The following is a 25,584-nucleotide window of genomic DNA, read 5'->3' as shown; positions in this document are numbered from 1 at the left end:
GGCCTATGTGATGCGCCGAATGCCGTTTGGCATGTCTTTCCAAAATGCGGGACATGCGCAACCATTGTCACATCATCATCAATACTTACCGCCAAATACCGACCAATTCATGTCCCGGCACAAGATTTCCAAAGCACGCGTTCCCAATAATGAATTGCCATGTTGGTTGAGTCCCGGAGACCAAACAGCTATCGAAGCGATACCGGGCACAACCGCCAGAATCCCCCCACCCACGCCACTTTTTGCCGGCACGCCAACCCGGAATGCGAAATCACCAGAGCCGTCATAATGGCCACAGGTCATCATAAGGGCGTTTATGCGGCGTGCACGCTCGACGCTGACAATGCGGTGTTTGCTGATCGGGTCTCGACCGGAGCTGGAAAGAAAAAGCGCAGAACGGACGAGCTGTTCACACGACATCGCCAGTGCACATTGGTGATGATAAACACCCAGCACATGAGACGGTATATTATCGAGATTGTTATTGGCCTTTAGCATATTGGCAAGTGCAGCATTATTGAAGCCAGTAAGGTCTTCCGCCCTGGCTACATTTTCATCAATATAGATGTCATGATCGTCTGCTGCTGACTGAACAAAACGAACGATCTCGCCAATGGTTTCACGGGGCTTATGCGTGCTGAGCAACAGATCGGCAATAACAATTGCACCGGCATTGATAAACGGATTGCGCGGAATTCCCTTTTCCAGTTCGAGCAGGATACTTGAGTTAAAGGGATCGCCGGATGGCTCACGGCTGACACGCTTCCAGATACTGTCACCTAGTTTTCCAAGTGCCAATGTGAGCGCAAAGACCTTGGAAATACTCTGAATTGAGAATTTTTCTTTAGCATCTCCGGCAGAAATCAATGTGCCATCATGCAGCATAATCGCTATGCCAAACTTTGAAGGATCAGCCCGTGCAAGAGGCGGGATATAGTCGGCGACCTTACCACGATCCCCCGCCGTTTTAAGGTCAGCCTCGATTTCGCAGAGAACGGCGCGCAGACGCTGTTTCAAATCCACACCTTTGAAGGTCGCATCGCATAACGAATATCTATCGGAAAACTGCGATGACGTTTCTCATACGAATAATCACAGCACATGAAACAGAATGGCTAAACCAACTAAGCCATTCTGTCCATTTTTAGATGTTGTTGCCTTACCGCTTTACGTCAAAGTCACGGGTTTCTGGCATCATAAACATTGCGATAAGCGATATGATACTGGTTGCAACCACATAATATGCAGGCGCAACGGCACCAAAAATACCGATCAGCCAGGTTATAATGAACTGTGTTGTTCCGCCGAAAAGCGTCGCGCCAATCGCATAGATCAGGGAAACACCCGTTGCACGCAAGGCGATCGGCATCATCTCAGGAATAGCCACCAAACTCGCCGCACCGCTCATTGCAGTCAGCAAAGTAACAGAGGCGGTCACGATCAGCAGAACTGTCGCATCTTTCGATACAGAGAGCCAGAAAAACAACGGGATGATTGCCAGCATCAAAATGATACGGGGCCAGATCATGACACCCTTGCGACCATATTTGTCAGCCAGATAGCCAGCAACCAGCGCAAACAGAAATGTCATCGTTCCGCCGAGAACAGTTCCGGCCTGAGCAAGGATTGCAGGCAATTTCAACGTCTGAATCGCATAGGTCGTCATGAAGTTACCGACCTGGGTTGATACGGTGGTCGAAATAATCGCCAGAACGCCGAGAACGAGGTAACGCCCATGATCAGAAAAGACCGACGTAACGATCTGTGTCCCGCTTTTTTCGCTCGGCTTTTCCAGAGTTTCAGGCAATGCACGGCGGATATAGATTGCCAATGGGATCAGAGCGAGAGATACCAGAAATGGAATACGCCAGCCCCAGGACACCAGATCTTCATGTGGCAGATACCACGAAACCAGAACGCCCATCAGACCACCAGCGACAACAGCAATGCCTTGGCTTGCGATCTGCCAGCTTGCGTAAAGGCCACGTTTTTCGCGTGGGGCAGCCTCAATCAGCATTGCCGAGGCAGGGCCTACTTCACCGCCCAAAGCCAACCCCTGTAACAGGCGGCACATCAAAACGATGATTGGCGCCGCCATCCCGATGGCTTCATATCCCGGCGTTGCCGCAAGTCCAAGCGTGCCCACCGTGATCAGGGTCACAGTCAAAATCATGGCTGCACGACGTCCTGCTTTATCAGCAAATGCACCAATCAAAACGCCACCCAGCGGGCGCGTAAAAAAGCCAACGCCAAACACGGCGACAGAGGCAAGCAGGCTGGCTGTTTCACTGCCCAACGGGAAAAATGTCTGCCCGATATAGACTGCGAAAAACGAATAGACGATGAAATCGTAAAACTCGAGTGCATTCCCTGCGACTGCCGCAGCTATTGCCTTAACCGGCGGCTTATACTCCTGATCAATCGAATTGACTGCCCCAGGGGTCGCTCTGTGTATTGCAGAAGCGCTCATCATTGTCCTCCAATGGATGTAGTAATCTACTCAGATTTCGTGGCCTGCTTTGCGATTCAGGAACGCTTCTGCGAGCGTGACCCAATAAGCGGCACCTTCGACGATATTTGCATCATTAAAATCAAAGTGGGGGTTATGCAGAGCGCAACTTTGTGGGCCTGCCTGATCACCGTTGCCCAGGAAAAGATAGGAGCCGGGGCATTCTTCGAGCATAAAAGCAAAGTCTTCACTGCCGGTCATCGGCGTCGTTTGACGAACGAAATTGCCTTCAGCAGCAAAGCTTTCTCCAACGTCACGAGCAAACTCCGTCTCGTTCGGAGAATTCAGCAGCGCAGGATAACCGCGACAATAATCAATGGTGGCTTTCACGCCGAAACTCTGCGCTTGTGATGTTACAAGATCGGTGATCCGCTGTTCAAGAAGATCCCGGACATCTGGTTTGAAACAGCGCACCGTCAGTTCTATTCTCGACGTCTCAGGAATTACATTGTTCGCTACACCGGCCTGCATAACACCGACTGTTACCACAGCCGTATCAAGCGGATTAACATTGCGTGCCACAATCGTCTGTAATGCCATAACGATTGATGCCGTCGCGACAATCGGATCGGCTGTTCTATTTGGCAGAGCGCCATGCCCTCCGCGGCCTTCGATGGTAATAAAAACGCTGTCCGAAGACGCCATCATCGCGCCATCGTAAAACTGCAACTGTCCCTGTGGGACGCCCGGCATATTGTGAATACCAAAAACGGCATCACACGGATATTTTTGAAATAGCCCATCGGCAACCATGCGTGCTGCACCACTGTCGGGGCGGCCATATTCTTCTGCCGGCTGGAAAATGAGATTCACGGTGCCATTGAAGTTACGACGCTCAGCAATTGCTTTAGCGGCAGCAAGCAACATTGTTGTATGACCATCGTGACCACAGGCATGCATCACACCGGCATTCACACTGGCATAGGGCAGATTGGTTTCTTCAAAGATTGGCAAGGCGTCCATATCAGCACGCAGTCCAATTGACGCCGTTGAACCACCATGACGCAGCCGCCCGACAACCCCCGTTGTGCCGATATTGCGCTCAACTGTGTAGCCCCACCCTTCCAAAAGGGAAGCAACAATGCCCGCAGTTCGGGTTTCTTTAAAAGCAAGTTCCGGGTGCTGATGCAGATCACGCCTGATCGCAATAAATTCACCAGCGTCGCGTTCGATCAGCTCTCTGATATCCTGCATATTTGCCCCATAGATTTTGTTCTCTATGCCGCTAGCTACGGGTTGCTTTTCTATTTGTCCAATGCATAGTAAATTTGATTATCATGCATAATACTCATGTTAATTTAGGAAAATTACGTGAACATCCAGCAGCTACGACATTTTATTGCTCTTGCGGAGAAAGGCTCCTTTACGCGAGCGGCCGAGCACATCAGTCTGACACAACCGGCCCTCTCTCGAAGTATCGGGCAGCTTGAAGCTGAACTCGGCATGAAGCTTGTCGACCGGATTGGCAAACGCTGCGAAGTAACCGCCTTCGGCCATGTGGTTCTTGAACATGCACGAAGAGTAATTTTCGAAACCGAAGAACTTTACCGCGTTGTCAAACAACAACATGAAGGCAGCGCAGGACGCATAAGAATTGGTCTTGGCTCTACGCCAAGCGCGTTGCTGACGGCTCCATTGCTCAGCCGGTTTTCGACAACAAATCCATCATTGCATATTTTACTTATGCGCGGCTCCATCCCGCTACAGGTTCAGGCTTTGCGCGATAGAACACTTGATATGCTTGTCGTTGAAATCAAAGGAGTACCGGTTACCGCAGATTTGAGCATAGAATTGCTGCCAGAATTGCGCGCTGGGTTTCTTGCCAATTCGGAACACCCGCTTGCTAAACGTGAAAATGTCAGCTTCTCTGATCTGGGTCCTTGGCCGTTGGCAACCACGATGCTCGCGCCTGAACAGATACGAAATATGGTTGCTATCTATGGACCACAAGCCCATCCGGACGAGAGTGTAACGTTTCATTCAGATGCCATAGATGGGCTTCTGCAAACTGTATTACATAGCGAAACGGTCTATTATGGCGTCCTTGCACCAGCGCATGAGCTAATGGATTCGGGCCAGCTTGTAGAGGTTCCAATCAAACCTGTTTCAAATCGTTCTCAATTTGGCATTGTTCGTCTCTCGGGCCGGTCCCAACCGCCTATGTTTCCCACTCTTAAGAAAATTATTAGTGAGAAAATGGAGGAATGGAGCAGGATTTAATGGGCATCGGCATCTGCTTAATCGGGCTAAATGCGGAATCGACTATCATGTTGGCCAATCCCGCATCTGATTGCGCCACACTAAACCAACCGATGACCAGCCCTTCTATTCCCAGTTAAAAAGCCCGGTTAATTATCCGGGCCTTTGTTGTTATGCGCCGTAAGGCACCCAAATGTTTTTAACCTGTATAGCTTTGCGCAAGTAGTCGCGGCCCTGCGCCTCCTGGGTGTTGCTCCAATTTGGCAAACCACCATTGCTGACCCACGTGGCCTTGAGGTTTCCAGCCGATGCCTTCTCCACCATAGCGCTGCCTTCCTTCGAGCCAAAATACCAAAGGGCTGCCACCTCGTCGTGCTCGGCAAGGGTTTTTGTCAGCAGGTCACGCTCGCCGGCGACGATATTCACGACCCCGCCCGGCACGTCCGATGTATCAAGCAGCTGATAGAAATCGCCCGCAATCAACGGATGACGGCTTGAAGGCACGACCACCGTGCGATTGCCCATGGCAATGGCAGGCAGCACAAGCGAAACAAGTGAGAGCAGCGGCGCCTCATCCGGGCAGACAATTCCCATCACACCCCATGGCTCGTTCATAGCGAGCGTCACATGACGCGATTTGGTCGAATGGACTGCACCGTCGAACTTATCAGCCTGTGCCGCATAATAGAAAATCCGGCGCAGCGATGCTTCAACCTCGTCAGCAGCTTTCTTTTCGCTCACGCCGGTGCTTTCCACGAGGCGATGGATGAAGTCATCGCGGCGTGTATCCAGATTTTCGCCAAGATAATAGAGCACCTGTGCACGGTTATGCGCTGTCGCATTGCTCCAGCCTGATGCTTTGGCTGCGGCTTCAACCGCATTGCGAATGTCCTTGCGGTTGCTGATGCCAGCCTGACCAATGACGGCACCACCTTTGCCTGTAACCGAATAGCTGTAGCCGCTATCGGGACGCGCCTGCTTGCCACCAATATAGTTCTTCATCGTGCGATCGATGCCATGAATGACAATCTTTTCGCTGCCCGATGGCAAGGCGGAAGGGACAAAATTTTCAAGAGGCTTGAGAGCGACGAGCGCCTTTTCCCAGTCGGCGCTCAGATATTCGTAAAGACCTTCGCGTGCCCCTTCACGGCCATAGCCACTTTCGCGATAACCGCCAAAACCTGCACCCGCATCGAGCATATTGGTGCAGTTGATCCAGACAACACCGGCTTTCACGCGCGCCGCAAGATCAAGTGCAACATTGATGTTCTCTGACCAGATCGAGGCTGCAAGACCGTAACGCGTATTGTTTGCAAGCAAGACGGCTTCATCTGGTGTACGGAAAGTTGTGGCAGCCGCAATCGGTCCAAAGATTTCAACCTGACAGACCGTGGCCGCCTGATCGACATCAGTGAAGAAGCCGGGTGCGATGTAGTTGCCCTTTACAGGCAGAGGATTTGGGGTCTGCCAGAGTTGACCGCCCTCCTCCACGCCTTTCTGGATTAAATCAGAAATACGCTTCACCTGCGTGGGCGATACGATCGCCCCAACATCTGTGGATTTATCAAGCGGATCACCAACACGTAAGGTTTCAAGGCGCTTTTTCAGCTTGGCATAAAAGCGCTCTGCAATGCCTTCCTGCACAAGAAGACGAGAACCCGCACAACAAACTTCGCCCTGATTAAACCAAATCGCATCAACCACGCCTTCGACCGCAGCATCAAGATCAGCATCTTCAAACACGATGAAAGGTGACTTGCCACCAAGCTCGAGCGAGAGCTTTTTGCCCGACCCTGCAATCTGCTCGCGAATAATGCGGCCCACCTGCGTTGATCCGGTGAAGGCAACTTTATCGACGTTTTCATGGCCGCAGATGCTTGCACCCGTTGTGCCATCACCCTGCACGATATTGACCACCCCCGCAGGAAGGCCGACTTCATGACAGATTTCAGCAAAGGCAATGGCTGTGAGAGGGGTGAGATCCGCAGGCTTCAGGACCACAGTGTTGCCAGCAGCCAAAGCTGGCGCGATTTTCCAGGCCAGCATCAACAACGGAAAATTCCACGGAATCACTTGCCCGCAAACGCCAACGGGTGAAAAGCCCTTGAACTCATCTTCGACCATCTCAGCCCAGCCGGCATGATGGTAAAAATGGCGCACAGCCAGCGGAATATCGATGTCGCGGGTTTCACGCAGCGGTTTGCCATTGTCCATGGCTTCGAGAACCGACAAAAAGCGCTCACGCTTCTGGATGTGGCGTGCAATGGCATAGAGATATTTTGCGCGGTCATGACCGGAGAGTTTCGACCATTTGCCAAAAGCGCCACGCGCAGCTTTGACAGCCTGATCAACATCTTCCTCTGTACCAAGCGTGATCTCTGCCAGCTTGTCGCCATTGGCAGGATTGGCCACAGCAATGGTCTGACGGCCTTCCGGTTTGACGAAAGTGCCGTTGATATAATGACCGAAAGAACGGCCGTGCTGTTCCAGCCACGCATTCACATCGCCGTTTGCTTCCGGGGAAGGTCCATATTCCATGGTCTTCAGAATGTCCTTGATGGGTCGCATTTATAGTATCCTTATGCAGCGGCGTGACGGTTGGCGCTCGAATAGCGTCCGGTAACGAAGTGCTCCAATTGCCGTTCAATATCGCCAAGCATCGACGAAGCCCCCAGGCGAAACAGATCCGGTTCCAGCCAACGATTGCCGAGTTCCTCTTTCATCAAGATGAGCCAGGCCAATGCATCCTTGGCGCTCTTCAAACCACCGGCTGGCTTGAAGCCGACGATCTGACCGGACAACTCGCCATAATCACGCAAAGCCCGCACCATGGTCAGACTGACAGGCAGTGTCGCGTTGACATCTTCCTTGCCGGTCGAGGTCTTGATGAAGTCGGAGCCTGCCTGCATCGCAACCATTGACGCGTGATAGACATTGGTGAGCGTGTTGAGATCACCGGTTGCAAGAATGGCTTTCATATGCGCCTCGCCACAGGCTTCGCGCATGGCGGCAATCTCGTCATAAAGCGCTGACCAGTTTTGCTTCAGCACATGCTCGCGGGTGATCACAATATCGATTTCATCGGCACCCTGCTCAACCGCATAGGTGATCTCGGCAAGCCGCAGCGGCAGCGGGGTCAGCCCTGCCGGAAAGCCGGTCGCAACTGAGGCCACAGGAATGCCGGACCCTTCAAGGGCTTTGACGGCATGCGGCACCATGGTCGGGTAAACGCAGACCGCCCCCGTCGTAATGCCGGCATCGCCAAGGCCGAGCGCTTCAAGAATATCATCCCGCACAGGACGCCGTGCCTTGGCGCACAATCTGCGCACGCGGCCTTCCGTGTCATCACCGGCAAGCGTGGTCAGGTCGATACATTGCACCGCCCGAACAAGCCATGCGGCCTGATATTCTTTCTTGATCGAACGGCGCGTCGACAGATTCACCGTGCGACGCTCGGATGCACTGCGGTTCACAACAACATCTTCAAACCAGTCAGGCTTGAGAAGAGTGCCAGTGTTGCGGGGAAAATCCATGGTCGTTTCAGCCATAATCTCGCTGGAAGAAACCATTGTAGAGCTAGCAGGCATTGAGACCGTCATCCTCGGCCCTTTCTATGATCGATAAATCTGTTGAGAAGAATGGCGGCGACAATAATGACCCCGGTCACCGTCATCTGATAGAAGGAACCCCAACCAAGCAGATTGAAGATGTTTCGGAGCACCTGAAGCAGCATCACGGCAAAGAACGTGCCCAATATGCTGCCGCGTCCGCCAAAAAGGCTTGTGCCACCCAGTACAACGGCGGCGATTGCATCCAGTTCAAGCCCTTGCGCCGCCGTGGGTTGTCCGATGCGCAAACGGGAGGTGAGCACGATGCCAGCGATCGACGCCATAAGGCCTGAAATTGCAAAGACGGCAATGATCATGCCACGGGTCGGCAAGCCGGAAAGGCGTGCTGCTTCAGGATTTCCACCCGTCGCATAGACATATTCACCAAACACCGTATAGCGAAGAACCAGACCTGCGATGATACAAAGTGCAATGAAGATTATTCCCATAGAGGCTATGGAAAAGCCGGGGAAAATGGGAACCATCGTTGAACTGATCGTTGCAAAGCCTGCCGGTAGACCGCTCACAGGCACGCCATCGGTCAACAAATATGTCAGGCCGCGAAACGAAACCAGACCTGCCAGTGTGATAATGAAACTCGGCACCTGAGCGAGCGCTGAAATGGCGCCCATGGCAGCGCCGCAAGCCATGCCTGCAAAGGCGGTCACAGCAACAGCCACAACAGGATCATAGCCCTGAGCCATAAGCACGGCGACCAGCATGCCGCACAAGGCCGCCACACTTCCCACTGACAAATCGATATTCCCTGTCAGAATGACGAATGTCATGCCAACCGCGACGATGCCAACAACCGACGCCTGCTGAAACAGGTTCGCGATATTGCCAAATGTAAGAAAATTGCTGGAAAGGGTTGCTGCAATCGCCACAACCAGCAAAAAAATGACAATAAAATTATACTCAACTGCCAGATTGATCAGCCGCTTGCTCAAGGAAATTCGGCCTTCGGGAACGGCAAACAAGGGTGTGTCAGTGCTGGACATGGTAACTGTCCCCCAGAATTGTTGTTTTCAGGATCGTGTCACGATCGGTTTTTGAAGGATCGTAGCGCGCGATAATCCGGCCCTCATGGAAGACCCAAATGCTGTCGCAGGCAGAATAAAGTTCATCGAGTTCGCTGCTGGCGACGATAACGGCTGCCCCCTCATCGGCAAGACGATGCACCAGATTGTAAAGATCGGCCTTGGCTCCGATATCAAGACCGCGACTGGGTTCATCGAGCAGAAGGATGCGCGCACCATTGATAATCCACTTGGCCAGAACAACCTTTTGCTGGTTGCCGCCAGAAAGCTGAATCACCGCCTGTTCGGGAGAACCATATTTTGTTGAAAGGCTGGCAAGAATTGGCCGCGTGCGTTCTTTCTGAAAATTGTGGCGTGTGAGCCAGCGCGAACGCATCGCAGGCAAGGTTGCGTTCTTATAGATCGGTGCATGAAGGATAAGCCCTTCCGTCTTTCGATTTTCCGGCACCAGTCCCAAGCCGGATTGAATGGCGTCAGACGGATAGCGCGGCTTGAAAGGCTTGCCATCCAAATGAATATCGCCCTGAAAAGCGCGCGCGCCAAACAATGACTTTAGAAAACTCGTGCGACCGGAACCATTAAGCCCGGTCAACCCGCTCACTTCCCCCCACCGCAGTTCAAACCCTTCAATATGAAGTCCTTCGTCCCCCTTGAGGCTCGTTACTTTCAGCGCCACATCACCGGCGACCGGCGAGCGCTCCTGCCGTTCCACCAGCGAGCGCTCGCGGCCAATGATCGCCCCGACCAGCGCTTCATCGCCGGTTGAACTCAAATCAAAAGTTTCAATCGTCCTTCCACCGCGCAAGACCGTCACGCGATCGCCGATTTCGCGCAGTTCGCCAAGACGGTGGCTGACATAAAGGATCGCGACCCCTTGGCGCGTCAGATCGCGAATAACCTCGAAAACGCTTTTGAGTTCGGTTTCATTCAGCGCTGCTGAAGGCTCATCCATAATAATGATTTTTGCATTCATGGTCAGCGAACGCGCGATTGCGGTGAGTTGCTGATTGGCGACCGAAAGCGTTTCAACGCGCACATCCGGCGCAAAATTCGCCCCTACCCGCCGCAATGCTTCAATGGCCTTGCGCCGACGATCCTTTTTCCTCAAAAAACCGAAACTTGCCGGCGCATGCCCAAGAAACATGTTTTCTTCGACGCTGAGCTGCGGAACCAGATCAAGCTCCTGATAAATCATCGAAACACCAAGGCGGGAGGCTTCCGACGGTGATCTTGGCGAAACAGTTTTTCCGTCTATCGCAACCGTTCCGGTGGATGGGCGCAGCGCACCGGCAATAATCTTGAGAAACGTCGATTTGCCAGCGCCATTTGCGCCCAACAGGCAATGTATCTCGCCTTTTTGGATATCAATTGAAGCATGCTCCAACGCAACAATGTTGGGAGGAAACCGCTTGGAAACATGGCTGACGGACAGAACGCTATGGGACATTTGAAACCTCAAGGGCATGTCTTGCTGTTGCCTCGTCCGTCACGATTACCTTGAGGTATCCTGCTGCAAGGGCTGCAACGGCGATATTGTGTTTTTCGGGACCGGAAACGACGCCGATGCTGTGTTGCTTCTTGCAAAGGGATTCAAGACGCAGACCAAGGGTACGATCATCGATGGCGCTATCGACGATGACGCCTTTTCCATCAATGAAGCGTCCAAGAATATCGCCCACAGCACCTGCGTCACGCAGACGATCAATATCGCTTTCAGTCAGGTAGCCTGAGCTTAAAAGGACAGACTGATGCGTGATCCCGCCCATGCCGAAGCAAACCGTTTCGGCTTGTTCGGCCAGTTCCATCACACGTTCGACAATCGGGTCTTCCTCCAGCGCATCGCGCGTGGTTTTCTTACCAAGAATGGCCGGAACCGGCAGCAAAGTGGTTTTGCCATTGCCTGCGGCGGCGGCAAATTCTTCGGCAACAGCACTGGTTCTGACCGTCGTTGAATGCAGATGTGTGGACCCATTCACAAGAACAACATGCAACCCGGGGCACCAGTTTCCCGGCAAGAACTTGGCCACAGCCGACATGGTGCGCCCCCATGAGACACCGATCAGCGTTGGCTTGGGATGCATGGCGGCCAGATAATTGGCTGCTGCCTGTGCAACACTTTCCATCAGTAGACTGGAATCGGTGCTATCACCCGTCGGTACTACAATCGCATCAAGAAGGTCATATTGCTGCTGCAACATGATCTCGAGTTCGGTCCGCCGCTGCGCGCGCGGCGTGATCTCTATCCTGATGACACCGAGTTCTTTCGCTTCCGTCATAAGCCGTCCGACCTGCCAGCGCGTCAGCCCCAGCTCCTTGGCGATCTCGCTCTGTGTCCGCTCCATTTCGTAATAAAGCTTGGCAACGCGCACCATGAGATGCTCGCGCTGTTCGTCGGAAGGAAGACGGACGGAAGGGTTCAAACGGCTGTCGTTCATATTGGAGCTCCTGTTGCCTGTCGCGCAGACAACCGATGCAGCGTGGGAGTCAGCGCTGCAGTTGCTTCGCGATAAAGCTCCAATGTATCTGCGAACCAGCTGCTGCGCACCGCATTGGGATGCAATTCCTTTGTATATGCAGCGCAATTTTTTGCAGCCGTCATGAGATCGGGGAAAAAGCCCAGAGCATGTGCCGCACTGACGGAAGCACCAATCAGCGAAAGATTATCGCTTTGCGCAACCAGAACAGGACGCGCAAGTGCATCGACCGTGGTTTGAAGCCAAAGCGGATTCTTGCAAATGCCGCCCGCCATAACGATACGGTCAATCGTGACATCGCGCTTTTCCAGAGAATGCAGAACATTGGCCGAGCCAAGCGCAATGGCATCAACGGCGGATGCATAAATATCGGCCCTGCCATGTCCAAGCGAAAGCCCCAGCATGGCACCGCGTAAATGCCCATCACGATAAGGTGTCCGGTTCCCCATCCAGTAATCAAGCGTGAGCAGGCCGGAGCCAGCTTTCTGCGCGCTACTTGCCTGCTGAATGAGCGCCCGATGTTCTTCCGCATTGAGCCCGAAAATCTGACCGCTCAACCAGTTGAGAATGGAGCCGGTTGATACCTGCCCCGCTTCGACAAGCCAGAAATCATCCAGCAACGCATTAGGGTATGGTCCCCAGAAACCGTTGACATCACCATAACCGGAAAGATGCGTGAGAAACACGTTGGACGTGCCACCAATTGCCAGCATTGAGCCAACGTCAACCGTATCGGAACCCAGCATGCCGATATGGGCATCAATACCGCCCTGCGCGATGATCGGACAGGAAGAAAGACCGAGCGCTTCAGCGACGTGCTTTTGAAGAACGCCGATTGTTCCTCCCACAGGAATGATGCGCTGCGGGAGTTTGTCGATAAGTTCTTCAATACCGAGCTGCTGATAGACCTCGGGGACGAACCGGGATGCGAAGGAATCGTAATTCCACTTGCAGGCCGCGTTCATGCGCGAGCCCACCCACTCCCCCACCAATCGAAAGTTAATAAAATCAAGCGCTTCACAAATGATATCAGCGCGCGCATAGATTTCCGGCTCATGGCGTGCAAGCCACATGGCCTTAGGAACAAGCCACTCAACGGCATCCCCGCCACCGCTATAAGCCATGACCGGATGATCGATTTTACTGGTGGCCTGTGCTTCGGCGGTTGCCCGGCAATCCATCCATAAAAGTGCAGGACGCAGCGGCTTGCCATCCTTGGTGCACAGGGCGACAGTCGACGCGGTGGTCGCAACACACAGAGCGGCGACATCATGGATGCCACTTTTATCGATTGCCTTTCGACCGGCGATCAAAAGCGCATCCCACCATTCATCAGGCTGCTGTTCGGCCCACCCGGCACGCGGATAGATTGTGCTATATTGCACTTCGGCAACGGCCACCATGTTGCGCTGCGCAAGATCATAAACACCAGCACGCACGCTGCCGGTGCCAAGATCAAAACTAAGAACATATGTCATGTAAATCCTCCCTATACCAACTCCCGATTGGTATATTAGCGCCCCGAATAATCAGGGGCGAAACATGACTTTCGAAAAAAACAGCGCCTTGTCAGATTTGAATTTATCGAACATTCCCGGAAGCTCCGAGAGGTCCAGATCATGACTGATCATGAACTCCCACTTCAAATCACCCGACCCCAGCTTCTCCAGTGTCACAGTCCATTGCGGACCCGGATATGGCGCGCCGAATGAATTCCACGAACCATGCAGCGAAATTTCCTGACGCAGAAAATGCTGGAACGTTTTGGTCTCCAGCGTGACATCAGCAACCGGAATGCCGATGAAGACGACATGCCCACCGGGAGCCGCCAATTTGACCGCCGCATTGATCGATGATGGATGCCCCGCTGCTTCCACAATAATGTTGCAAAGCAAACCTGCTGGAATATCCTCTTCCGGCAGGAATGTGTGGCTGGCTCCTGCTTCACGGGCAAGGTCAAGCTTCTTTTGTGAAACGTCGATCGCAACGACTTCACTTGCACCCATCAGTTTCATCCACTGAATCGCAAACAGACCAATGGGACCGCAACCGATTACAGCTCCGCGCTGACCGATTGTTACGCCACCGGCTTTCCAAATCGCATGAAGGGCAATGGAGGCCGGGTCTGTCATGGCAACCGCGCGCGGATCAAGACCCTTTGGCGTCTTCAAAAGATTTTCTACGGGAACGCAGACAAATTCTGCATACGCACCGTCTCTGCGTGAGCCAAAATAATCATAATCGCGGCAGCGCGAGAACTGACCTCTTTGACATTGATCACATTTCTGACAGGGCAACATGGGTGGAATAGCCACCAGTTCACCCAACTCAAAACCCTCAACGCCCTCGCCTATCTCGGTAATATGCCCCGAAAACTCATGCCCACAGATAATAGGCATTTTATGCGCACCTTTGATGAGCATACGCGGCAAGTCAGACCCGCAAACACCAACGGAGGCCACCCGTATCATCACATGTCCCGGGTGCAGCTCTGGGGCTGGTACATCTTCGATACGAATATCGCCGGGCGTATATAATACTGCTGCGCGCATGGAAAAATCCTGAGTCATTTTGAGATTTGAAGTGGATCTGTTGGCAAGGTTTGGACAAAAGTCAGCCACGCGAACCGCTGTTTTTTAATACCAGCGGCCCGTTTACTTCTTCAAGCGCTCCCTGCCGGAACGCTTGAGATTGAGCTGATTACTTTGCGAGAACCTCTGGACGGTACTCGGCAAATAAGCCCTCATGCGGGAACTTGCTCACATTGTCTTTTGTGACGACCTCCGTTCCGGCATCAACGAACTTAGGCACATCTTTCTTTGCAGCCGCCTGAACGGCAACCTGAATGGTTACATCACCCAGATATTTCGGATCATTAAGCGCCGTTGCTATGTAATGATCCCCTTTCGACATTGCCTCAAGCGCTTCAGACAATCCATCGACACCCGCAACGGACACATCATTGCGGCCGCTTTCCTGTAAGACCTGCAAAGCACCGAGCGCCATATCGTCATTATGTGCGTAAACGGCTTTCACGTCAGGATTAGCCTGCAACAAGTCCTGCATCGCTGTCACAGCATTGGCCCTTATATATTCAGCATAAGGTCCGGCAACAATCATGTGCTTACTGCCTTCAAACGCCTTATGAAAACCGTCGCGACGATCCATCATCACAGCGCCACCAGCATCACCCTGAATTTCAATGATCTTGGCACTTTCAACGCCATCGGCTTTCAGCTTGGCAAGAACGGCTTCCCCGACGCGCTGTCCCATTTTCTTGTTATCGCGCCCGATATGCGCAGTCACACCCTCGCCATTAACACTGCGGTCAACAGTTATAACCGGAATTCCGGCACTCACAGCCGCTTCAAGCGATGGCACAACTGCATCCGGGTTAACCGGATTAATGATGATCGCATCCACGCCCTGCGTGATGAGATCCTGAATATCGTTGTTTTGCTTGCTCACATCACCATTGGCGTCAAGAAAGACAAGCGAATTTCCCGAAGCTTTGGCAGCGGCCTCAGCACCTTCCTTCAACTGAACGTAAAAGGGGGACTGTAGTGTTACCTGGCTAAAACCAATTTTAAGCCCATCGGCAAAGGCGATGGACGGCAACATCAAAGACGTTGAAAGGGCTGTAAAAGCCACGAGCAGAGTACGGCGATTGAGCATTCTTTTCCTCCCTAAGATACTCGAATCAACAAATGTGTAATTAATGCACTTTTGTTGATTTTGTTGTAAAGCAGAATGGAAAACATGTCAATTGCCCGTTGTCAGGGCCGAAACAACGCGAATAACGCGACAAAAGCAGTGACTTTCCACCCTTCATGGCATCAATATTTCTTTAAAACGCGTGCTAACGTGATTGAAACTGATCGAAACGCGCTCTAAAGAAATGTTTAAATGGGCATCTTATCCGAAAGCCGTTTCACGCTTTTCGGAATGCGCTCTTAACAATGCTCCCAAGTGAAGAAACGAAAGCAAATTTCCGGTTTAGTTTTTGGTAAGCTGTTGTAATAGCAATTGATATGGCTCCCATTCGGGACTCATGATAACGATGATTTGAGTGGTTTGTTTTCAACGCCAGCAAGCAAAGAGAGAGCGTATTTTAGCCAGTTGCAACTGATGCTAAAAACGGCTTTGCTCTCTTAGCGAGTGAGGCACAGGATATATTGCGTATGCGTTTGAACTATCCATGGCAAAGGCTTGCGGGCCTGCCGCGATTGTGTAAGCAGATCATCCTGCTTATAAGCGACTGTGCTCTGCTATTGCTCAGTGCTTACCTTGCCTTTGCCATGCGTCTGGGTTTCGTTTTTGTACCCACGCAAGCCCAGCTTTTTCTTATTCTGATAACTCCCGTTCTCGGTATTCCCGTCTTCGTTCGCTTCGGACTTTATCGTGCGATAATCCGCTATCTTGCAGAGCGCTCCATCTGGCCGATTTTTCAGGCAACCGCTATTGCTGCACTGTTCTGGGTGGCGCTTGTGTTCCTCATGGAACTCTATGGCGGTTCAGGCCTGCCCCGCTCGGTGCCTTTGTTATACTGGCTTTTGAGCACTGTTCTTATTTCTGCAAGTCGATTTGGCGCAAAATGGCTTCTGCGTCATGCAGACACCACAAAGACCTATTCCAGTACTGCTCTCATTATCGGCGTTGGCGAACCGGGACGTCAGCTTGCTGCCGCTTTGCGAAGCCACAGCGACACCCAGGTAATTGGATTTGTCGATCCCAACAACAAACTAAACGGCATGGACATTACGGGACTGCGCGTTTATCCCGCCAGTCAAATTCCTGAACTCATTGAGAATTACGGCGTTAAACAAGTCGTTATTTCCGAACCCGAATTGTCGCAGGAACAGAGGCAGGAACTGGCTCGTCTGCTGGGCCGTTTGCCGGTCAGCACGCGCATTCTTCCTCCAATTGCCGACCTGACGGCGGGCAAATATCTGGTCAGCGCATTACGGAATGTCGAGATTGACGATCTTCTCGGGCGTTCCCCTGTACCGCCGGATACCAATCTTTTGCGCGAAGTCGTTGAAGGGCATCGCATCATGGTCACGGGTGCGGGTGGATCAATTGGCAGCCAGCTTTGCCAGACAATTGCTCAATGGAATCCCGAGTGCATTGTTCTCTTTGAATCAAGTGAGTTCGCTCTTTATCAGGTGGAGCGACAGCTCAAGCAGATTGCAGGCTGCGAAGTGATCCCGGTTCTGGGTTCAGTGCAAGACATACACGGCCCTGAAAAAGCCATCCGACAGTATCGTGTCGATACTGTCTACCATTGCGCTGCCTATAAACATGTTCCGCTTGTGGAAAAAAATGTGTTGGTCGGCATTTGCAACAATGTCTTCGGCACGCTCAATGTTACGGCAGCAGCGCTTGCAACAGATGTCGAGCGTATGGTGCTTATTTCATCTGACAAGGCCGTTCGCCCTACAAATGTGATGGGCGCGACCAAACGCTGGGCAGAACTCGTCGTATACCACTACGGAATGCTCGCCGAAAATGCCGGCCTGAAAAAGTCTTTCTATTCCGTCCGTTTCGGCAATGTTCTGGGATCAAATGGCTCGGTTGTTCCACTTTTCCGCGAGCAAATCACCAATGGCGGACCAATTACACTCACCCATGAAGACATGACACGCTATTTCATGTCGATCAAGGAAGCCGCCGAACTGATCGTGCAATCTGGTGCCATTGCTGAATCAGGCGACACCGTTTTGCTGGAAATGGGCGAACCAGTGAAAGTTCGCGACCTTGCAGAAAACATGATTCTTCTGGCAGGCCTCACCGTACGCAACGCGGATAACCCCAACGGTGACATTGCGATCGAAGTGACTGGCATTCGCGAAGGCGAAAAGATGTATGAAGAACTCTTCTACGATCCATCACATGCACAGCCCACCCGCCATCCAAAGATCATGCGCGCACCAAAAGGTAAGAAAGCGGATGTAGATGTGATAACAAGCCTGAATGCATTGCGCGCCGCAATGGAAACGGAAGATGTGGATGCCGTGCGCAAGGTACTTTTTGACGTTATAACTTTCTGAAGCGCCCACGCAGATCCAGCAGCAGGATCAGCACGGCAACAACGGCCACAAGCAAAAATATAACCTGCGATAGCAAATGATCAAAATGCAACATTGCTGTGGCACACAGGACCAAAATAACATTTAAAAGCGCGATATGACTGACGACTTTCAGCACGCTCCAGCCGGATCTCTTTGCCACCTGATACGCATGTTTTGAATGGGCTTTCAGAATATTCTCTTTGGCGACCAGGCGCAGGATGATCGTCGTACCAGCATCAAGCAGGTAATATAGTGGAAGCATGAGTGCGACCACGACATGCGTTTCGCGTGCCAGCAAAAGCAAGGCTGTGCCTGCCAAAAGGCCCAGCGGCAAGCTGCCCGAATCGCCAAGGAATATGCGTGCCGGTGGCCGGTTAAAAAATGCAAAGCCGAACAATCCACCCGCCAGTATCGCTGCAAGCGCTCCGCTTTCAATACCCGATAGATGCAGCATCGTCAGAAAGGCAACCCCCATCAAGGGAATACCGAGACCCGAAACGGTCATCAAATCCAAGCCATCCATGAAATTCGTAATGTTAATGGCGGCAACCAGAAAAACGACGATCATTACCACCTCAAACCAATGGGGAAGCAAGGCAGGCAAAAGCCGGAAGTCAGGCCCCAAACCGTAGAGCACGAGGCAACTGCCCAATAGTTGCGAACCAAAACGCAGATAAACGGGCAGCTCAAACCGATCATCCAAAATACCGATCATCCACAACAATGCGGATGCCGATGACAACCAGATTATCAATTCAATAGGGATTTCGAGGTCCGCTCCAAACATCAACAGAATGGCGAGCGCTGCGGGAACAAGAGCAAGTCCACCAATTTGTTGCGCTGGGATGCTGTGGTTTGATCGCGGATTAAAACCTGCGGCAAGGAATGACCGCGGCAGGAAGACCGATAAGATGTAAAGTCCGGCACCACAAAGAATGGCGCTTGCAAAAAATGAAATGAAGAGCAAGGTCATTGTGAATACCGATGAGAAGCTTTCTGGCTTAAGGAGTTATCAGCTTTGCGGCTGGTGGCAAATAGTCTTTCTCGGAAAACGCCATGTCTTTTTGTTTAACAGGACAGCTGAAAACAATTAACCAGATTGAATCCAGTCATCTTATCAATGTTTAAAGCTCTTGTGAAAAGCCTGCCGTAGACAAAGCGAACGATGCACCTTAAATCGGTTTTAGCCACTAAAACCCAAGCAGAAGAGCGCGTCCATGCCACAGAAAACAGATCTCCTTGCTCCCGTCATGCAAGGCCAGCCCGTTATTCCGGTCCTGTTGATCGACAAGGTCGAGCATGCAGTTCCGCTGGCACGAGCGCTTGCAAAAGGCGGCTTACCTGCAATCGAAATCACATTGCGCACGGCTGCGGCACTCGACGCAATTCGTGCCGTTGCTTCCGAAGTGCCGGAAGCGATCGTGGGTGCAGGCACCATTCTCAACGCCAAACAATATGAAGATGCAGCCAAGGCAGGCTCACGCTTCATTGTCAGCCCCGGCACTACAAAATATATTATCGCCGCAGCCAATGACAGCGATGTGCCGCTGCTGCCTGCCGCCATTACGCCAAGCGAAATGCTCGCTCTTCGCGAGGAAGGCTACACGCATCTGAAATTTTTCCCTGCCGAACAGTCCGGCGGTGCGCCGTTCCTCAAAGCATTGTCATCACCATTGGCTGGCACCGTTTTCTGCCCCACTGGCGGCATCAGCCTCGCCAATGCGAAAACCTATCTCTCGCTTCCAAATGTCATCTGTGTCGGCGGATCGTGGGTTGCTCCAAAGGAATTGGTTGAGGCCGGCGACTGGGACGGGATCACCAAACTTGCAAGCGAAGCCGCTGCACTAAAAGGATAAAACCGCCCCGCCCAAATATGGTGACTGGTTTTGGGTGATCGACATCCTTAAAAATCACAGAACATGCTTATAAAAAGAGATGACATAAAAAAGGGGCCTCGAAGGCCCCTTTTCTTGATCTGCTTTCTGATCAGTTGGTCTCGGTAAACTTTGCAACCGTCAGGAATGTAACAGCATTACCGCTGAACTGATTGGCGCGTTCGCTCGGCAGGTCACCGCGCTGGAAGCCAGCGGTATAGACCATCGCGGGCGCAGAACGCAGGGCATCATTGCGCAACACCGGACTGGTCGCGGGTGCAGTTTGAGAGACCGAATGCGATGAAAGCGCTATCGCAGAAGCCGGTATCGCGGCAGGCTGAACAACCGGTTTTGGGTGCGCAGAAACCCTTGCCACACGACGATCGCCCTTACCTGTTGAGCGCGCACTGCTCTTGGCACCTTGACCGACAGCGGCAACGTGCTGACGCGCAGGTGCAGGCTTGGCAATCGATGCAGTCTTCACCGGTGTAATTTTTACAGGCTCGGCTTTGACTTCCGCGGCTGGTTTTGTATCAAAATCATCTTGCGGCGGCGCAATCAGCTCTCCGATTTCATCCCGCTTTGAGAGCATGGCCAACTGCGTATTGGCGCGCGGCGCTTCTTTCGGCACCGGATAAGCGGCAGGGGCTTGCTGCGCAGCTGCTGCATTGCCAGCATCTGCAACAACCGTTGAAGCAACCGGATTGTTGTTTACGAGCTGCGCAATCGCATCCTGCGGATTGTGCTGATCACGCTCCGGCCGGGCACTTGGAACCACGGCGGCTGCAAGCTCAGTCGCAGCTTCCTGTTGTGGGCGCGTGGATGGAATTGGAACAAAACCCGTTACAAGCGGATTAGAACCTTCATCAGATGGAACCTCAGCGGGCTGTACAGCAGCAAGTGCTATCGCTTCCTGAGCTGCATTGGCCGGCTTGCGGCTTGGAATTGGAACATTCAATGCGACGACAGGTGCTTCCTCAACCGCTGCAGCCGCAACAACTGTCTCTGGGCGCGGAGCCTGTAATGGCACTGGCGCATCGCGTGCAGGCAAGGCAGCAATCATCGTTTCAGCCTGTGGAGTCTGCACAGGAGCCGCAGGGGTTGGCGCCTGACGCGCAGGCACGGCACGGGCTGGACGGGCGGCAGCAGGCGCGACATCGCCGTTATCTTCTTCCTCATCAGCACCACCGCCAAAGAGCGCACCAAAGAGTGTCTTGCTCTTACGAGGGGCGGAGTTACTTGCCATCATGACAGTGCCACCGCTCGCTTTTCGCTGCTCAATCATTGCCAGTGCCTGCTCATAGCCCGGCAATGGCTTGCCATCGGCAGGCAAGTGAGCCGTTTTGCCATCCGGGAACAGCGCCAGCAACTCGCGGCGGCTCATCCGTGGCCAGGAGCGGACATTCCCCACGTCCATATGCACAAAGGGCGAGCCGGAACGCGGATAATAGCCAACGCCACCGATCTGGTAGCGCATACCGATGCCGCGCAGCTTGGCAAGCGGAACACCGGGAATGAAAAAATCCATCGCGCGGCCAAGCGTATGCTGGCTCTTCTTCGCAACACCTTTGGTGGTGGAACGCAACATGTTATTGGTTGCCGGTGAACGATAGGCGGAAACCACAGTAATATACTGGCTGGAGCCAGTGGAACGATAGACCTGCCAGACCAGATCGAACAGGCGCGGGTCCATTTTTGTCGGTTCGTTGCGGCGCCAGTCGCGCAGAAATACATTCAGTTTTTTCAGACCATCAGGCAGAAAACGACCATTCTTCTTGAACGTAATCTCTGCTTTTTCGCCGGTATGCACATAATAGAGCTTCAACGTGCGGGTTTCAGCCGAAGCCTGCGACGGGGCCAGCGCCATGAGCACAGCTGCCGCGATCCAGAATAAGGACATCGACAACCTGAACCAGGCTTTCGCAAAGCGCGCTTTAATGGTCGATATACTGCTCATTGAATCGTATCGCCTTACCGTGTTGTCTGCCCTAAGGGCCGTATCAGAGATCGCACAAGTGAATATTCGAGAACCCTGATTGTCGGATTTAATGGTTAATAGACGCTTAGTGAACAACAAATGAGGAAACACCATGGCAAAAAAGCCACACAGGTGCATCTATTTTCATCATGGTAAAAAAATTATTAACAATCTTCCTTGACGCTAACATTCTGGCAACAGTGACAGCAGTGCTTTATAAGTTACTGAATTTCAATAAGTTAAGGCGCTTTACTCGTTAACAATGCGGGGGTGATCGGCGTCAATATCGCTTTCTGCACCGTATTGGCCCTTGCCCGCTACGGACGCCACATCGATGCCATATTCTTTCAATTTTCGATAAAGAGTCGTCCGCCCGATGCCCAAACGCCGGGCAACTTCGCTAATATGCCCCTCATAATGTGCTATTGCGAAGCGGATCATATCCTCTTCAGTGGCAGCAAGAGTGCGAACCTCGCCTTCGGAGGTGATTCCACGGATCGAGCGTGAACCAAACCTTTTAATGGACGCCTGATTTACAAATTCATTGTCATTGACGCGGATTGCCCCGCCCTCGAATCCAAGATGACGAAAGTCGCGTATCGTCAGAGCATGTTCTTCACATAGAAGCACGGCATGGTAAATGGCATTTTTGAGTTCGCGAACATTACCGGGCCAATGATAGGACTTGAGACTTTCCAGAACGTAAGGCGTGATACCCGTGATATGGCCCAACCGTTCTTCGCCGGCAAAATGCATCAGGAACTGATGCGCAAGAAGAGGAATATCCTCGATGCGATCTCTGAGCGGCGGCATGGCAATCAGAAACGATGAAACAAGATGATAGAGGCCGGGGTGAAACCGCCCCATATGCACACGTTCAACCAGCGAATGGCTGTTGGATGCAATAATACGTGTATCGGAAAGATGATCTGCCTGCATGATCTCGAACACGCGAAGCTGCGTTCGATGAGACAAGGCGCTTATCTCATCCAAAAACAAGGTGCCGCCCTGGGCCTCGGCAAACTTGCCAGCAATCTGGATGGGCGCATTGCCGACTTGAAGGGCTGTGGGCGCGTCTGACTGCCCGAAAAGCACTTCATCGGGATTCTGCTTTGCCAATGAGCGGCAATCAATGGAGATAAATGGTCCCTGCCAGCGTTGACCACTGCTGCTGATTGCGCGTGCCAGCGTTTCTTTGCCAGTGCCAGCCTCGCCTTCGATGAGCAACGGCGTATCAAGCTGCGTCACACGGCGCGCCAGCGACACCACCTTTTCCATTTCAGAGCTTTTGGCAACCATCTCTGAAAGCAAAATATGGGATTTTTCGTAAGAACGGGTGCGCTTGAGTTCCTGTATCAGAGAATCAAGTTTGAAAGCATTGGCAAGCGAAACCTGAACACGTTCAAACGCCACAGGCTTCGTCATGAAATCCACCGCGCCAAACCTAATCGCCTGCATAGCCTTGTCCATTGTGTCATTTTGCACAAGGACAATAACAGGGGTTTGGATACCAGCTTCGCGCATTCTTGAGAGAACCGAAATACCATCCATATCCGGCATCGCCAGATCAAGGAGGATAAGGGCTATATCCTTACGGCTACAGATGAATCCGAGCGCACTGGTCCCGCCATCTGCCAGAATAGTGCGATAACCCATGCGCAAAACCGCCGCCTCAAGGTGGCGGCGTTGTATCGGATCATCATCCGCTATAAGGATACGCGTACTCATAAATGCTCTACTACCAGTGGCGTATATGTCAGAATATCCCAATATATTGTATTGATCATATTTCAGGCACTTTTTTTGAAACAGCATTTCTCATCAATGCAAGCCCTATGCGCGCACATTCGTATATCATCCTCAGAATAGTGGCGCTTTTCTGAACAAACCCGCGCCCCCCTTGGCGACTTGAAGAAGACATGCGAAAAGAGGCCCACAGGAGAATGTTATGACCGTTGCCATTTATCGATTTTCAAAGTCTGTCGCGCTCGACACTGTTTCCCATATGCCCGCCGGTGATACCGGAACTGCTGCAAAAGCCGATCTTGGAAAGCTGCCGGAGTGGAATCTGGCCGATCTATATCCATCTGCCGAGAGCGCTGAATTGAAGGCCGACCTCGAAAAAGCGGCAAAGGATGCAGCCGATTTTGAAAACCGCTGGAAGGGCAAACTCGGTGAAGAAGCAGCCATGGCCAATGGCGGAAATTTCGCCGATGCGATTAAGGAATATGAAGGCTTAAGCGAACTCATGGGCCGCATTGCCTCTTTCGCAGGCCTTTATTATTATGGCGATACCACCGACCCCAAGCGCATGAAGCTGTTCGGCGATGTGCAGCAGAAGCTGACAGATGCCAACACGCCGCTCATTTTCTTCAGCCTCGAAATCAACCGCATCGATGATGACGTACTTGAAAAGGCGATGGCCTCCAATCCAGTGATCGGCCACTACCGTCCATGGCTGGAAGATCTGCGCCTCGACAAACCCTATGAGCTTGACGACAAGCTGGAACAGCTTTTCCACGAAAAATCGATCACCGGCTACAGTGCATGGAACCGCCTGTTCGATGAAACCATGTCGAGCCTGCGTTTTGAAATTGATGGCGAAGAACTGGCCATCGAGCAGACGCTTAACATGTTGCAGGATGCCGATGGTGCTGTGCGCAAAAAGGCATCGGAAGCGCTTGCCAAAACTTTTGGTGCAAATCTGCGCACTTTCACGCTGATCACCAACACGCTGGCCAAGGACAAGGAAATCTCCGACCGCTGGCGCGGTTTTGAGGATATTGCCGACAGCCGTCACCTTGCAAATCGCGTCGAGCGCGAAGTGGTTGATGCGCTGGCGAGTGCCGTCGAAGAAGCCTATCCGCGCATTTCGCATCGCTATTATGCACTGAAAGCCAAATGGCTCGGTCTTGAAAAGCTGGAGAACTGGGATCGCAATGCACCGCTGCCGGAAACTCCGCAGGCACTGATCTCATGGGACGAAGCGCGTGAAACCGTACTTTCCGCCTATGGCAATTTTGCGCCTGAAATGGCCGAAATCGCGAAAAAATTCTTTGACAAAAACTGGATCGACGCGCCGGTGCGCCCGGGCAAGGCGCCGGGGGCTTTTGCGCATCCAACCGTGCCTTCCGCCCATCCTTATGTGCTGCTCAACTATATGGGCAAGCCGCGCGATGTGATGACGCTTGCGCACGAACTCGGCCATGGCGTGCATCAGGTGCTGGCCGGCGAACAGGGTGCGCTGATGGCGTCAACGCCGCTGACACTGGCTGAGACGGCTTCCGTCTTTGGTGAAATGCTCACGTTCCGCTCGCTGCTGGAACGCACCACCAACAAGCGCGAGCGCAAGGCCATGCTGGCTCAGAAGGCCGAGGACATGATCAATACTGTCGTGCGCCAAATCGCTTTCTATCAGTTTGAGCGTCGTGTTCACACCGAGCGCCACGAAGGCGAACTGACCTCAGAGCGTATCGGTGAAATCTGGATGGATGTGCAGCGCGAAAGCCTTGGCGATGCGGTCAATCTCAATCCGGGTTATGAAACATTCTGGACCTATATTCCGCACTTCATCCATTCACCGTTCTACGTCTATGCCTATGCTTTCGGCGATTGTCTGGTAAACTCGCTGTATGCCGTCTACCAGAACTCTGAAAAAGGCTTTCAGCAGAAATATTTCGATATGCTGAAGGCAGGTGGCACCAAGCACCACAAGGAACTGCTGGCGCCATTTGGCCTTGATGCAACCGATCCAAATTTCTGGAGCAAGGGCCTTTCAGTGGTGGAAGGCATCATCGACGAACTCGAAGCCATGGAAGACTGAGCAGATTC

At 52.5% G+C, this 25,584-nt stretch carries 18 protein-coding genes; 4 read left to right on the top strand and 14 right to left on the bottom strand.

Features of this window, described 5'->3' with window-relative positions:
* Positions 1-78: 78 nt before the first annotated feature.
* The 3 genes from ABE530_RS15050 to ABE530_RS15040 all read right to left on the bottom strand — a co-directional run bounded on the left by ABE530_RS15050 (position 79) and on the right by ABE530_RS15040 (position 3,703).
* Positions 79-1,017: a glutaminase gene (locus ABE530_RS15050; RefSeq protein ID WP_499695042.1), complete on the bottom strand. Its 939-nt coding sequence runs from the start codon at positions 1,015-1,017 to the stop codon at positions 79-81.
* A gap of 142 nt (positions 1,018-1,159) precedes the next feature.
* Complete coding sequence (locus ABE530_RS15045; RefSeq protein ID WP_265986616.1) at positions 1,160-2,470, bottom strand: MFS transporter; 1,311 nt, start codon at positions 2,468-2,470, stop codon at positions 1,160-1,162.
* Between the two features lie 30 nt (positions 2,471-2,500).
* Positions 2,501-3,703, bottom strand: a complete 1,203-nt coding sequence (locus ABE530_RS15040) for a M20 aminoacylase family protein (protein WP_265986615.1) — start codon at positions 3,701-3,703, stop codon at positions 2,501-2,503.
* Between the two features lie 117 nt (positions 3,704-3,820).
* Between ABE530_RS15040 and ABE530_RS15035 the strand changes: the two genes are divergently transcribed.
* Positions 3,821-4,729, top strand: a complete 909-nt coding sequence (locus tag ABE530_RS15035; protein WP_499695041.1) for a LysR family transcriptional regulator — start codon at positions 3,821-3,823, stop codon at positions 4,727-4,729.
* 150 nt (positions 4,730-4,879) lie between these two features.
* On the opposite strand, the gene ABE530_RS15030 is transcribed toward ABE530_RS15035, so the two are convergent.
* The 8 genes from ABE530_RS15030 to ABE530_RS14995 all read right to left on the bottom strand — a co-directional run bounded on the left by ABE530_RS15030 (position 4,880) and on the right by ABE530_RS14995 (position 15,505).
* A complete protein-coding gene (locus tag ABE530_RS15030; RefSeq protein WP_499695040.1) occupies positions 4,880-7,276 on the bottom strand; it encodes an aldehyde dehydrogenase family protein in 2,397 nt (798 codons plus the stop codon).
* 11 nt (positions 7,277-7,287) lie between these two features.
* On the bottom strand, positions 7,288-8,256 hold the full coding sequence (deoC, locus tag ABE530_RS15025; RefSeq protein ID WP_499695073.1) for a deoxyribose-phosphate aldolase: 969 nt from the start codon (positions 8,254-8,256) through the stop codon (positions 7,288-7,290).
* 47 nt (positions 8,257-8,303) lie between these two features.
* Positions 8,304-9,317, bottom strand: coding sequence for an ABC transporter permease (locus ABE530_RS15020; protein ID WP_499695039.1), 1,014 nt, complete (start codon positions 9,315-9,317; stop codon positions 8,304-8,306).
* Positions 9,304-10,803, bottom strand: coding sequence for a sugar ABC transporter ATP-binding protein (locus ABE530_RS15015; RefSeq protein WP_265987045.1), 1,500 nt, complete (start codon positions 10,801-10,803; stop codon positions 9,304-9,306). Before ABE530_RS15015 ends, ABE530_RS15020 begins: the two co-directional genes overlap by 14 nt.
* The gene (locus ABE530_RS15010; protein WP_499695038.1) at positions 10,793-11,791 is read right to left on the bottom strand and encodes a sugar-binding transcriptional regulator; all 999 of its coding nucleotides are present in this window, start codon (positions 11,789-11,791) and stop codon (positions 10,793-10,795) included. Before ABE530_RS15010 ends, ABE530_RS15015 begins: the two co-directional genes overlap by 11 nt.
* The gene (locus tag ABE530_RS15005; protein WP_265987047.1) at positions 11,788-13,308 is read right to left on the bottom strand and encodes an FGGY-family carbohydrate kinase; all 1,521 of its coding nucleotides are present in this window, start codon (positions 13,306-13,308) and stop codon (positions 11,788-11,790) included. The genes ABE530_RS15010 and ABE530_RS15005 overlap by 4 nt, the downstream gene beginning before the upstream one ends.
* 51 nt (positions 13,309-13,359) lie before the next feature.
* A complete protein-coding gene (locus ABE530_RS15000; protein ID WP_265987048.1) occupies positions 13,360-14,382 on the bottom strand; it encodes a galactitol-1-phosphate 5-dehydrogenase in 1,023 nt (340 codons plus the stop codon).
* Between the two features lie 148 nt (positions 14,383-14,530).
* Entirely contained in the window at positions 14,531-15,505 is a 975-nt protein-coding gene (locus ABE530_RS14995; RefSeq protein ID WP_499695037.1) for a substrate-binding domain-containing protein, read from the bottom strand.
* A 506-nt stretch (positions 15,506-16,011) separates the two neighbouring features.
* Here ABE530_RS14995 and ABE530_RS14990 point away from each other — a divergent pair.
* Positions 16,012-17,880 carry a polysaccharide biosynthesis protein gene (locus tag ABE530_RS14990; protein WP_499695036.1) on the top strand — a complete coding sequence of 623 codons (1,869 nt, stop codon included), beginning with the start codon at positions 16,012-16,014 and terminating at the stop codon, positions 17,878-17,880.
* Here ABE530_RS14990 and ABE530_RS14985 read toward each other — a convergent pair.
* Positions 17,867-18,874 carry an MraY family glycosyltransferase gene (locus tag ABE530_RS14985; RefSeq protein WP_499695035.1) on the bottom strand — a complete coding sequence of 336 codons (1,008 nt, stop codon included), beginning with the start codon at positions 18,872-18,874 and terminating at the stop codon, positions 17,867-17,869. The two genes, ABE530_RS14990 and ABE530_RS14985, sit on opposite strands and share 14 nt — an antisense overlap.
* Before the next feature lie 244 nt (positions 18,875-19,118).
* Between ABE530_RS14985 and ABE530_RS14980 the strand changes: the two genes are divergently transcribed.
* Positions 19,119-19,757: a 2-dehydro-3-deoxy-phosphogluconate aldolase gene (locus ABE530_RS14980; RefSeq protein ID WP_265986796.1), complete on the top strand. Its 639-nt coding sequence runs from the start codon at positions 19,119-19,121 to the stop codon at positions 19,755-19,757.
* 130 nt (positions 19,758-19,887) lie between these two features.
* Here the strand turns inward: ABE530_RS14980 and ABE530_RS14975 are convergent, their stop codons facing one another.
* Both ABE530_RS14975 and ABE530_RS14970 read right to left on the bottom strand, forming a co-directional pair.
* Positions 19,888-21,732, bottom strand: a complete 1,845-nt coding sequence (locus tag ABE530_RS14975; RefSeq protein WP_499695034.1) for a peptidoglycan L,D-endopeptidase MepK — start codon at positions 21,730-21,732, stop codon at positions 19,888-19,890.
* 270 nt (positions 21,733-22,002) lie between these two features.
* Complete coding sequence (locus tag ABE530_RS14970) at positions 22,003-23,481, bottom strand: sigma-54-dependent transcriptional regulator (RefSeq protein ID WP_265986795.1); 1,479 nt, start codon at positions 23,479-23,481, stop codon at positions 22,003-22,005.
* Positions 23,482-23,701: 220 nt separating this feature from the next.
* Between ABE530_RS14970 and ABE530_RS14965 the strand changes: the two genes are divergently transcribed.
* The gene (locus ABE530_RS14965) at positions 23,702-25,576 is read left to right on the top strand and encodes a M3 family oligoendopeptidase (RefSeq protein WP_499695033.1); all 1,875 of its coding nucleotides are present in this window, start codon (positions 23,702-23,704) and stop codon (positions 25,574-25,576) included.
* Positions 25,577-25,584 lie beyond the last annotated feature (8 nt).

The sequence above is a fragment of the Brucella sp. TWI559 genome, from assembly GCF_039674265.1.
Taxonomy (GTDB): domain Bacteria; phylum Pseudomonadota; class Alphaproteobacteria; order Rhizobiales; family Rhizobiaceae; genus Brucella; species Brucella chromiisoli.
This window is presented reverse-complemented; position numbering and strand designations above follow the sequence as displayed.